The 11,190-nt window shown below is 72.1% G+C and carries 8 protein-coding genes; 7 read left to right on the forward strand and 1 reads right to left on the reverse strand.

Translation table 11 applies throughout. From position 1 onward, the window contains the following. The first annotated feature begins 25 nt into the window (after positions 1 to 25). The 3 genes from NQU55_RS15445 to NQU55_RS15455 are packed head-to-tail and all read left to right on the forward strand — an operon-like array spanning position 26 to position 4,115. Positions 26 to 2,014, forward strand: coding sequence for a glycosyltransferase (locus NQU55_RS15445; protein WP_168095616.1), 1,989 nt, complete (start codon positions 26 to 28; stop codon positions 2,012 to 2,014). Next, positions 2,002 to 2,904 carry a galactosyltransferase-related protein gene (locus NQU55_RS15450; RefSeq protein WP_168095615.1) on the forward strand — a complete coding sequence of 301 codons (903 nt, stop codon included), beginning with the start codon at positions 2,002 to 2,004 and terminating at the stop codon, positions 2,902 to 2,904. The genes NQU55_RS15445 and NQU55_RS15450 overlap by 13 nt, the downstream gene beginning before the upstream one ends. A 53-nt stretch (positions 2,905 to 2,957) precedes the next feature. Then, a complete protein-coding gene (locus tag NQU55_RS15455; protein ID WP_256790722.1) occupies positions 2,958 to 4,115 on the forward strand; it encodes an aminotransferase class I/II-fold pyridoxal phosphate-dependent enzyme in 1,158 nt (385 codons plus the stop codon). Here the strand turns inward: NQU55_RS15455 and NQU55_RS15460 are convergent. Further along, positions 4,065 to 4,820: a serine hydrolase gene (locus tag NQU55_RS15460; protein WP_168096811.1), complete on the reverse strand. Its 756-nt coding sequence runs from the start codon at positions 4,818 to 4,820 to the stop codon at positions 4,065 to 4,067. The genes NQU55_RS15455 and NQU55_RS15460 overlap by 51 nt on opposite strands. Before the next feature lie 236 nt (positions 4,821 to 5,056). On the opposite strand from NQU55_RS15460, the gene NQU55_RS15465 reads away from it, so the two are divergent. The 4 genes from NQU55_RS15465 to NQU55_RS15480 all read left to right on the forward strand — a co-directional run bounded on the left by NQU55_RS15465 (position 5,057) and on the right by NQU55_RS15480 (position 11,151). Next, a complete protein-coding gene (locus tag NQU55_RS15465; protein WP_256790749.1) occupies positions 5,057 to 6,580 on the forward strand; it encodes a DUF8189 domain-containing protein in 1,524 nt (507 codons plus the stop codon). A 101-nt stretch (positions 6,581 to 6,681) separates the two neighbouring features. After that, positions 6,682 to 8,211: a DUF8189 domain-containing protein gene (locus NQU55_RS15470; protein WP_256790723.1), complete on the forward strand. Its 1,530-nt coding sequence runs from the start codon at positions 6,682 to 6,684 to the stop codon at positions 8,209 to 8,211. Between the two features lie 72 nt (positions 8,212 to 8,283). After that, positions 8,284 to 10,365: a DUF8189 domain-containing protein gene (locus tag NQU55_RS15475; RefSeq protein WP_168096563.1), complete on the forward strand. Its 2,082-nt coding sequence runs from the start codon at positions 8,284 to 8,286 to the stop codon at positions 10,363 to 10,365. Between the two features lie 162 nt (positions 10,366 to 10,527). Continuing rightward, the gene (locus NQU55_RS15480) at positions 10,528 to 11,151 is read left to right on the forward strand and encodes a GNAT family N-acetyltransferase (RefSeq protein ID WP_240977022.1); all 624 of its coding nucleotides are present in this window, start codon (positions 10,528 to 10,530) and stop codon (positions 11,149 to 11,151) included. The last annotated feature ends 39 nt before the right edge of the window (positions 11,152 to 11,190 follow it).

Genomic DNA, 11,190 nt, shown 5'->3' on the forward strand with positions numbered 1-11,190 from the left:
GCAGGGGCAGGGGGGAGGCTTACGGGTGGCTCTGGTGGTCCGTGACTTCCGCCCCTCGTGGGATCAGGTGAGCCGCTACGTCCTCAACGCAGGCCGGCAACTGGTGCGTGACGGCCACCGGGTCCACCTGCTGTCGGCCACCGGAGACCTCGGCGAGGCCGAACGGCACGGCCTACGCCCCGTCCCGCTCGCCACCCGGCCGGAGGGGTACGCCTACTTCACCCCCGCGCACGCCCACGCCGACCGGATCTACGAGGCCCTGCGCGCGCTCGCCGCGGCATCAGGGCTGGACGCGGTGGAATTCCCCGACCGCGACGGCGAGGGGCTGACGACCATCCGGGCCAAGCGACTCCTCGGCGAATTCCCGGACACCGCGCTGACCGTACGGGCGCACGCGCCCGCCTCGCTGACCGGTCCCCTCAGCGGAGAACAGCCGGGGGACACCGACCGGGCGATGGCCGTGTACGCCGAGGAGTACTGCCTCCGCCATGCCGACCTGGTGCTGCTCCCCTCGCACCGGGTCGCCGCATTCGCTCGGTCCCTCAACCGCGAGTGCCGCTACAGCCCCTGCCCGCTCGCCCCCTCTGATCTCCTCACGCGGCCGCCGGGCGACGAACCGCTGCGGCAGGTGACGTTCGCGGGACCGGTCAGCGCCCTGGGCGGAGCCGACGTGTTCCTGACCGCGGCCGCCCGGCTGGCCGAGTCCGACCCGGACCTCACCTTCACGCTGTTCGGCCGCAGGGCCGGCCGCCCCGGCGCGGGACTGCTCGGTGACCGGTACCTCGACCGGTACCTCGACGGTCTCGTCACCGGTCCGCTGCGCGGACGCGTCACGTTCCTCGACCCGGCCGCAGTCCCCGACCGGGGGCGCCTGTGGCGGGACACGCGGCTGTGCGTGGTCCCCGCGCGCTGGGACAACCGCCCCTACGAGGCGCTGGAGGCGATGAGCCACGGCTGCCCGGTCGTGTGCGCCTCCGGCGGTGGCACCGCGGAGCTCGTAGCGGACGGGGTGTCCGGGTTCGTCACCCCGGCGGGCGATCCGGACGCGCTGGTCCGGCTGCTGGCCCGGCTCACCGGCGCCGACGCGCACCTCCTGGACGCGACCGCCCGGCTCGGGTCCGCCGTCGCGCGGTCCCACAGCGACCCCGTCACCGCTGTGCGGCTCCTCGCCGACGCCTACCGCGAAGCGCGCCGAGGACCCCGGAAGGAGCGCGCCGGAGGCACCCCCGTCGTCTCCGTGGTGATCACCGTCTACAACAAGGGCCGCTGGCTCGCCGAGACCATCGCCTCCGTCCGGGCGCAGACCCACCCCCGGACCGAGATCGTCGTGGTCAACGACGGCTCCACCGATCCCGCGACGCGTGCCGCCTTCCACGCGCTGACCGGCGTCGTCAAGGTCGACAAGCCCAACGGGGGGCCCGGGTCGGCGTACAACGCGGGCATCGCCGCGGCGAGCGGCGAGTTCGTCCTCCCCCTCGACGGCGACGACCTGCTGGAGCCCGACTGCGTCGCCACCGCCCTGGCGGCGCTCCAACGGGCCCCGGAGCTGGGCCATGTCAGTTGCTACGTACGGCACTTCGGACTGGTGAACACCATGGACGCGCCTCTGGGGACGGTCCCCGCCCTGATGCCCTTCCTCAGCACCGGCGGCAAACGCACCCGCCTCCTGCGACGCTCGGCCCTGGCCGTCGTCGGCGGCTACGACGAGCGCCTGCCCACGCTCGACGACGTCGAACTGCTGATCCGGCTGGAGCGCTCGGGGCAGGAAGGAGACATCGTCCCGCGGGCCCTCTTCTCCTACCGGCGGCACGCCGAGTCGCTCACTTTCGCCTCCCCCGGCAAGCAGTTCGTGGACGAGCACCAGTACATCCTCGCCAAACATGCCGACCTGCTGGCCGCCCAGGGGCCGGCCGCCTGTCATCACCTGCTGCACCTGTGGAAGAACGGCGTCGAGTTCAGCCCCTCGGCGCGCTGGCGCCGTGCCCGGCAGGAAGGAACCTCATGCCCGAAGTGACCGTGACCATACCGCTGTACGGGGACCACGGCGGCCGGGCCGGCCTCGCCGCCGTCACCGGTGCCTGGCTGGCGCAGGACGTGCCCTGCGAAGTGGTCGTGGCGACCGCCGGGGACCTCGGCGTTGACCTCCCGGGGGTCCGGGTCGTCCACGCCGACCCGGGCATCCGGTCGGCGGGCACGCTGCGCAACATCGCCGCCGCCGAAGCCCGGTCGCCCGTGCTGTGCCTGACGGACTCCGACGTCCTCCCGCTGGGCCGGGACTACGTGCGGCGGGCCCTGCGGCTGGCGGACGGCGCCGCGTTCGCCCAGCCCTGGATGTACCGGTTGCCCGGCGGCGCCGCGGCCCTGGAGCGTGCCGGCCTGCCGGAGCCCGTCGACATCCGGGTGACGGCCCCGGCCGGGCGGACCTGCTACGTCACGGCGGCCCCCGGCCCCGCGCTCGTCCCCTACGGGGGTGAGCGGATGGAGCGGGAACTGATGGGGGCGGGCGGCGTACGGATGCCCACCCCGATGGTCTGGCCGCCACCGCCCGCGTACGACCCCGACCTGCCGTCGTGGATGCAACGCCAGGCCCCCTTCCACTGGGGCCAGCTCATGATGCCGGCCGAGCGGTTCGCGGAGGTAGGCGGGTACTGCCCCGCCTACACGGGCTGGGGCTGCGAGGACGACGACCTGCTGACGAAGATCGCCTCGCGCGTTCCGCCGGTCCGGGCCTGGATGGCCGAGCCCTCCCTCACCTGCCTGCACCTGGAGCATCCGCGTCACTACGTCGCCGGGCCGGAGTGGGACGCGAACAAGGCCCGTCTGCGGGAACGCCTCGCGGCGGGGCCGGCGGCGATGATCGAGGAGGACCTGCGGTCGGCCGAGGCCCGGTTCCGTATTCCGTAGGGGGACGAATGCAGACCGGTTCCGGGCGCACTGCGCGCCCTTCGCTGTTCCGCATGCTGGAGTTGCACGAACACATCGAGGCGGAGCGGCAGCAACCGGGCGCCCGCGTGTTCCTCTCCGACTACAACGGCGGCCATCCCTACGTGGAGCGGTATCTCGGGCCGCTCGCCCATACCGCGCCGCGTCATCTGGCGGACATCACCCGGTACGCGGGTCTGGACGAGGACCTGGACCTCCGGTCCAAGATCGCCGCGATGCATCAGCGGTACGACGGTGTGGCCTACGGAGAGCGGAACGTCGTCCCGGCCGGCGGTTCGAGCAGTGTGCTCGGCACCTTCGTCACCTGGCTCGCCGTGAACGGACACCGGCGGATCCACTACGTGGCACCCGTCTACTACAAACTGGCCTACCTTTTACGCCGGTTCGGCATCGAGCCGGTTCCGGTGGCCTCCGGGCACGCGTATCAGCCGGAATTCGACCTGAGCCTGCCCGAGGAACGAACGGTGCTCGTACTGACCGACCCCGTCTGGTACGCCGGGCGTCGGGTGCCGGCCGAGGTGCTGGACGCGATCGCGGCGTGGCAGCAGGCCACGGGGTCGCTGGTGTTCGTGGACGGCACATTCCAGTACATGCCCTGGGACGGGAGGCCGGGCGAGGCGAGCGCCCTGCTCCCGGCCGAGCACACGCTGCGCATGGTGTGCCCCACCAAGTACCTGTCCCTCCACGGATACCGCTGTGCCCACCTGCTGGTGCCCGCCGCGCTGCGTCAGGAGCTGGCCGACCTGCACATCAACCTCCACGGCGACGTCGCCGTCTCCGACCGGCTGTTCGCCCACCGCGCCGCAGACCTCATGATCGGGCACGGCAACGGGGACCTGGTCGGGCACATCCGGGACAACCACGCCCGCTTCACCGCGAGCGGCGCGCTCGCCGCCCGGACACCCGCCGAGACCGGATTCTTCCTCTTCGGCCGGCCACGCGTCCCGCATCGCTGGTTCCTGGCGCTCGACGAGCGGTACTTCGAGCTCGACGGACACCCCGGCTACGTCCGCATCAACCTGCTCAACCCCACCGCCCTCGAAGCCCTGACGGCCACCGTCCCCGGCCACGATGCCTTCGGCTCATCCGGGAACGGCGGGTCCCCGGGCGGCCGCTCGGCGTCAGGCGCCGCGGCCGGTGAGGGCGTGGCGGTGCCGCCACACTCCGGCTGAGACACGGGCCAGCAGCCGAGCGGCGGGATCGTCGGCAGCGTGGCCGTTCGCCAGCCGCCCCGTGTAGCAGACGGCGAGGACGTACGGTGCCGCGTCCGCGGGCCGGATGACGGCCGCGCTGTGACGCATCCCGGGAAACCAGCCGTTCTTCCCGGCCAGGGGAGTCCCCGGGGGCAGCCCGGCCGCGATGTCCACGCGGTGCGCGTTGTGCTCCAGCAGCGCCAGCACCTCCGGCTCCAGGGACTCCAGCAGCCGGACGAGGTCCCGGGCGGAGACGCGGTTGTGGACACCGGCGTCGCGCCCCGCGTAGTCCTCGATCCCGCGCGGGCTGCCGCCGGCCGTGGCACCCGCCCGCCGCCAGACCCGGGCCACCGCCTCGTGCCCGACCTGCGCAAGGCACAGGTTCGTCGCCAGGTTGGAGGAGTGGGTGACCATACGCCCGGCAAGCCAGCGCACCGAAGCGCAGCCGCCGACCCGTTCCCAGGGCAACGGATCACTGTCCCATGCGGGGCTGTTGCCGTAGCTGCCGCCCGCCACCGACCGGAATTCATTGACCACCGGTATCTGCGCGTCCAGGTCGACACCGCTGCGGCAGAGCGCCGCCAGGACGGCCACCTTCATCATGCTCGCCGCATCATGAGGTACGTCCGCATTGCGGAGGACCACCGGATCGCGTCCCCACGGTGCCACCACCATCGACAGCATGCCGGCATCGTAGCGAGGGCCTGGGCGCCCTGCCCCTCGTGGGTAAAGAGAGGCCCGGCGATGCTTGCTGCTAACAGCTCAGCTACGCAGCGTCAATCCGTAGCGTTCCCGGTGCCCTCGCCGGGCGGCCGTGGCTAGCGTCCTCCCCGCCGGTGCGCGCGAGCCGTCGCTCAGCGAGCCCCGACAGTACCTCAACCGTCCGTTCCTACATGACCCCGAGAGGGGAAGGACGCCACGTGCTACACGGTCTTTCCAGACGTGCGCTGCGCCTCGTTCTCGCGGCGGCAGTCACCGTATTGCCGTCGTTGGTGACGACATCCCCGGCCGCCGCTCGGGCCCAGGTGGCCGGATTCGCCGCTGCTTGCCCGACGGTCGGCTTCATTTCCGACGGCTTCGGCGGCGCCCGCGATCACGACGGCATCGACATCGCCGCCGACTACGGCACTCCGATCCATGCCGTGGGCGACGGCGAGGTCATCAACTCGGGCCCCGCCGACGGCTACGGCCAGTGGATCCGTATCCTGCACGCCGACGGCACGGTGACCGAGTACGGGCACATGTACCGGCGGGACGTGGCTGTGGGCGAACGGGTCACGGCCGGTCAGCGCATCGCGCTCGTGGGTGCCGAGGGCCAGGCCGACGGTCCCCACCTCCACCTGCGGGTGCGACGCGACACCAGCATGAGTCATGGCATCGACCCGGTTCCCTACCTCGCAGAACGCGGCGTGACCATCCCGTGCACGCCGGGCGAACGCCCCGGGCCTCCGCCGCTGGTGTATCCGGTGGAGTCGGGCCGGGTGGTGTCAGCGCGGTCGGCCGACGGTCGGCTGGAGATCTTCGCTGCCGGGGCCGACGGGGTGCACCACGCCTGGCAGACCCAGGTCAACGGCGGCTGGTCGGAGTGGGAACGGGTGGGCGGCCCCGGCAACGCGCAGCTCGCGATCGCTCCCAATGCCGACGGGCGGCTGGAGGCCTTCGCGGTCAACGGCGACACCGTCCAGCACCGATACCAGCGGTCGCCGTCCGGCGCCTGGTCGGACTGGGAGGACTTCGGTACGGGTGGAAGCACGGTCACTGCCGGAGTCAACGCCGACGGCCGCATCGAGGTGTTCGCTTCCGGTCCGGTGGGCGTCTTCCACCGATATCAGACCGCGCCCAACAGCGGCTGGTCGACCTGGGAGCCCACGGGCGGCGGCCCCGCCGGCAGCCGGGTGAAGATGGAGAAGGCGCCGGACGGCCGGCTGGAGGTGTTCGCGCTCAACGGGAGCACGTTCCAGCATCAGTACCAGACGGCTGTCAACGGCGGCTGGTCGCAGTGGGAGGACTTCGGCCGTGGTGGCCATGACGTGACCGTCGACCACAATGCCGACGGCCGTCTCGAGGTGTTCGCTTCGGGGCCGGTGGGGGTGTTCCACCGGTACCAGACGAACCCCACCAGTTGGTCGGAATGGGAGCCCGTGCGCGGGCCTGCCAATTCCCGGCTCACGAGCGACCGCACTGCCGACGGGCGGGTGGAGGTCTTCGCCATCAACGGTGAGACCGCCGCGCACATCTGGCAGAACGGCTTGAACGCCGCCTACAGCGACTGGGACAACTTCGGCACCGGCGGCACCGAGATCACCGCCGCCACCAACGCCGACGGCCGCATCGAGGTCTTCGGCACCAGCCAGGCGGGGGTCTACCACAAGTGGCAGACCGGGTTCAGCACCTGGTCGCCGTGGTCCTGGGTGAACAGCACCTCCGGTCCCCCCATCCCATGACCGGCCACCTGAAAGGGCAGCAGTTGATATCGATCCTGGGCTCCCGGCGAGCGAGAACGGCTTCGCCGAAGCCGACCGGAGGCGCTCGTCACCGTACCGTCGTGCCGGGTACGCGCCACCGTACCGTCGTCTCGCGTACCCGCCACCGTACTGTCGTCTCGCGTGCTCGCCACCGCGTCGCCGTGCCGGGCGCCTGCCGCCGCATCGTCGTGACGGTGCTGGCTCCCCTGCTCGCCACGGCGGGCCTGGTCATCGGTGCCTCACCGGCACACGCGGACGCGAGCGACCTGTGCGCCCAAGTCGGCTACAACGCGGGCTGGCGCGGCGAGGCCCTGGAACTCGCCGTCGCCGTCGCGCTGGCCGAGTCGAGCTGCAACCCGTCCGCGTCCAACACGACGGGCAACACCCCCGCCTCGACCGACCGCGGGCTGTGGCAGATCAACAACTACTGGCACGCGGAGGTCGACGACGCCTGCGCCTACGACGCCCAGTGCAACGCGAACGCGGCCTACCGCATCTCCAACGAGGGGAAGAACTGGCAGCCGTGGTCCACGTACGTCATGGGCCATCACCTGCGGCACATGGACGAGGCCCGCGCCGCGGTGGCGCGCCTCGGGCATCCGGGCCCCGGACCCGCGCCGCTGGTGTATCCGGTGGAGTCGGGCCGGGTGGTGTCGGCGCGGTCGGCCGACGGCCGGCTGGAGGTGTTCGCGGCCGGGGCCGACGGGGTGCACCACGCCTGGCAGACCCAGGTCAACGGCGGCTGGTCGGAGTGGGAGCGGCTGGGCGGTCCCGGCAACGCGCAGCTCGCGATCGCGCCGAATGCCGATGGTCGGCTGGAGGCGTTCGCGATCAACGGCGACGTCGCCCAGCACCGCTATCAGCTCTCCCCGTCCGGCGCCTGGTCCGACTGGGAGGCGTTCGGTACCGGCGGGAGCAGCGTGGCCGCGGGAGTCAACGGCGACGGTCGCATCGAGGTGTTCGCTTCAGGGCCGAAGGGAGTGTTCCACCGGTATCAGGCCGCTCCGAACGGCGGCTGGTCGACCTGGGAGCCTTCCGGCGGCGGTCCTGCGGACAGCCGGGTGAAGATGGAGAAGGCTGTCGACGGCCGGCTGGAGGTGTTCGCGCTCAACGGGAGCACGTTCCAGCATCAGTACCAGACGGCTGTCAACGGCGGCTGGTCGCAGTGGGAGGACTTCGGCGGTGGCGGCCACGACGTGACCGTCGACCACAACGCTGATGGCCGTATCGAGGTGTTCGCCTCCGGTCCGGTGGGGGTCTTCCACCGGTACCAGACGAGCCCGACCGACTGGTCCGGCTGGGAGCCGGCGCACGGTCCCGCCAATTCTCAGCTCACCAGCGACCGCAGCCCCGACGGGCGGGTGGAGGTCTTCGCCATCAACGGTGAGACCGCCGCGCACATCTGGCAGAAGGGCGTGAACGCCCCCTATGCCGACTGGGAGAACTTCGGAACCGGCGGAACCGAGATCAGCGCCACGGCCAATGCCGACGGTCGCATCGAGGTCTTCGGGACCAGCCAGGCCGGCGTTTACCACAGGTGGCAGACCGGCTTCAGCTCCTGGTCCGAATGGGCCTGGCTCAACAGCACTGCCGGCCCGCCCGTCAAGTGAACCGACACCCGCGGCCGGCCGGGACGACGACGCCCCGGCCGGCCGCGGCACCCCCTGCGGGAGGACCAACCCATGCATCCGATCAGCAGACGCCGTCTGCTCCAGGGCTGCGCCGCGGCGGGCGCCCTCGCACTGCCGGGAGCCGTGGGCGGCACCGTCGCCAACGCCGCGCCGCCCGCGCCCCACCAGTGGATCGGCGCGGGGCCCTTCACGCACGTCTACGATCCGTCCACCTCCGGTGTACGGCGCTACCTGAACGACCACACGCTCATCAAGGCGGCCGGCCGGTGGCACTTGTTCAGCATCGTCGGTGCCGGTGCGCCTCCCGGCCAGGCCCCCGACAGCGCGGCCGAGGTCTCCTTCGCCCACGCTTCCGCCCCGGACCCGTACGGACCGTGGACCACGCACGCCGACGCGCTGACCGCCGACCCGGCCTACTTCGGGGAGGAACACCTGTGGGCGCCGCACGTCATCGAGGCGGGCGGCACGTACTGGATGTTCTACGCCGCCGGCGGCCGAAGCGGTGCCGCGATCAACCTCGCCACCTCGACCGACCTGTTCACCTGGACGCGGATCCCGACCGGCCCGCTCTTCCGGGGGCGCGTGGCGCGCGACCCGATGGTGGTGAGGATCGCCGGCCAGTGGGTGATGTACTACACCGAACTGTCCGGCCAAGAGGGACAAGAGGGCCAGGACGGACGGGGCGGCCAGGACGGACAGGCCGACCGGTCGGGCCGGCACGTGGTGGCCTTCCGGCGCTCCGGCGACCTGTTGCACTGGAGCGAACCGGGAATCGCGTTCACCGACGCGACCACGGCCGCGACGGTATCGGTCACCGAGTCGCCCTACGTCGTCGAGCGGGACGGCTGGTACTACCTGTTCATCGGGCCCCGCAACGGCTACGACGGCACCGACGTGTTCGCGTCCCGCAACCCGTTCTCCTTCGACCTCGGCGGTTATGCAGGCCACGTGCCCGGTCACGCCGTCGAGGTCGTCACCGACGGACCGGAGTGGTACGGCAGTGCCGCGGGCTGGTTTCACCAGGGGATCTCCCTCGCTCCCTTGCAGTGGCGGGACACACCACCGCCCTGGCAGAGCGTCGACAACCCCGTCGCCGGACTCGATGTCGACGGCCGGCTGACCGTGTTCGCGCTGGACGCGGGCGACCACTCGATGCTGCAACGCGTCCAGCTCGACCCGCAGGCCGACACGTGGTCGCCGTGGGAGCCGTTCGGCGGACCGGCCGGGGCGGTTCCCACGCTCGGCCGCAACGCCGACGGCAGGCTGGAGGTGTTCTCCCTCGCACCCGGTGGTGCCAACCTGCACCACCGGGTGCAGCGGCCGGACGGTGGCTGGCACGACTGGGAGGAGTTCGGCGGCCCGGCAGGCGCGGCCCCCGCCGTCGCCCGCAACGCCGACGGCGGACTGGACGCCTTCGCGCTCGCCCCGGGCGGCACCGCCATCGCCCGGCGACGGCAGACGTCACCCGGATCACTGACCTGGGGCGCGTGGGACGGCGGCTTCGGCGGGCCCGCGGGCGCACCGCCCGTCGTCACCGCCAACGCCGACGGGCGGCTGGAAGTCTTCGCCCTCGCGCCCGGTGGCGCCGGTATCTACCACCGGTGGCAGGAGACGCCCAACGGCGCCTGGGCGCAGTGGAGCCGCTTCGGCACCGCGGCCGGCACCGCGCCGCGCGTGGCACGCGACGGCAGCGGCAGGCTCACCGTCGCGGCGACGGCCCCGTCCGGTGTGGCGACGTTCTCCCGGCGCCAGACCGTGCCGAGCGGAGGCTGGGACGCCTGGCAGCCGATGTTCGGCTGGACCGCCACCGCCCCGGCGCTCGTCACCGACGCCGACGGCAGGCTCGACGCCTTCGCCCTGTCGCCCGGCGGAGCCCTGCTCAGCCACCGCCGGCAGGCCACCCCCGGCGGCAGCTGGGACCCTGCCGACGACTTCGGCGAGCCGGGCGTCCAGCTCGCCGCCCTGCCCACGGCCACGGCAGACGCCACCGGACGGATCCACGTCTTCGCCGTCACCACCCAAGGACGGATACGCACCCGCGTACAGGCCCGGCCCGGCAGCGGCTGGCTCCCGTGGACCGCATTCGGCGACCGCACGGTCGCGCCCGTTCCGTCGGGCAGTCCCGCCTACTGAAGCCCCGAGGCCGGAGGCACCGTGGTCGATGCCGTCGCCGATGCCGGGGCACGCGCCACGGACACCTGAAAGACCTTGCCACGGGCTGCCCCGGGGACCTCGTACACAAGGCCCCCGCCCGCAGCCGCCCGCAGCCGCCGAAAACGTACGATCATGGCCGTCATGGAGCGACCGAGGCAGATCATCGAGTGCGGAGACTTCGTCCTGCGACGCTGGCGGGGGCTGAGCGACTTCGCTCCGGCCCTCACGTTGATCGAGGAGTCGCTGGACCACTTGCGCCCCTGGGAGCCGTGGGTCGCCTCGCACAGCGAGGAGAGCACCCGGGACTTCCTCACCAAGGCCGAGTCGAAGTGGGCGAGCGGTGACGTGTACAACTACGCCATCGACGAAGACGGCACTCTTCTCGGCATGTGCCAGACCTACCGCGGGGCCGAACCCCAGGGTCGGCGCATGGGGTACTGGCTGCACCCCGCCGCCACTGGCCAGGGCATCGCCACGAGAGCGACGGCGGCCTTGGCCACCGAGATGTTCACCCTGCCGGACGTGGAGTACCTGGAAATCGCGCACGACCTGGCCAACACCTCCAGCGCCGCCGTTCCGCGCCGGTTGGGCTTCACCGAAGTCCTGCGGGAACGGGCAACGCCGCCCGTAGCTCCCTCAGGCAGCGGGATCGAGGTGGTCTGGCGGCTGAACCGGCCTGCGCCTGCGCCTATGCCTGCGCCTATGCCTGCGCCTCTACCTACGCCTGTGCCTACGTCGCCCGTCAATGGCACTCCCCGCCCCTGATCCCGGAGCTGTCGGCGCCCTTGTCCTGTTCCGCCGTCG

It is taken from the genome of Streptomyces telluris, assembly GCF_024519335.1.
GTDB classification, from domain to species: domain Bacteria; phylum Actinomycetota; class Actinomycetes; order Streptomycetales; family Streptomycetaceae; genus Streptomyces; species Streptomyces telluris.

Coding starts and splice junctions, on each gene's coding strand:
- NQU55_RS15450 (WP_168095615.1), top strand. CDS start 2,002: ATGCCCGAAGTGACCGTGACCATACCGCTGTACGGGGACCACGGCGGC.
- NQU55_RS15480 (WP_240977022.1), top strand. CDS start 10,528: ATGGAGCGACCGAGGCAGATCATCGAGTGCGGAGACTTCGTCCTGCGA.
- NQU55_RS15475 (WP_168096563.1), top strand. CDS start 8,284: ATGCATCCGATCAGCAGACGCCGTCTGCTCCAGGGCTGCGCCGCGGCG.
- NQU55_RS15460 (WP_168096811.1), bottom strand. CDS start 4,820: ATGCTGTCGATGGTGGTGGCACCGTGGGGACGCGATCCGGTGGTCCTC.
- NQU55_RS15455 (WP_256790722.1), top strand. CDS start 2,958: ATGCTGGAGTTGCACGAACACATCGAGGCGGAGCGGCAGCAACCGGGC.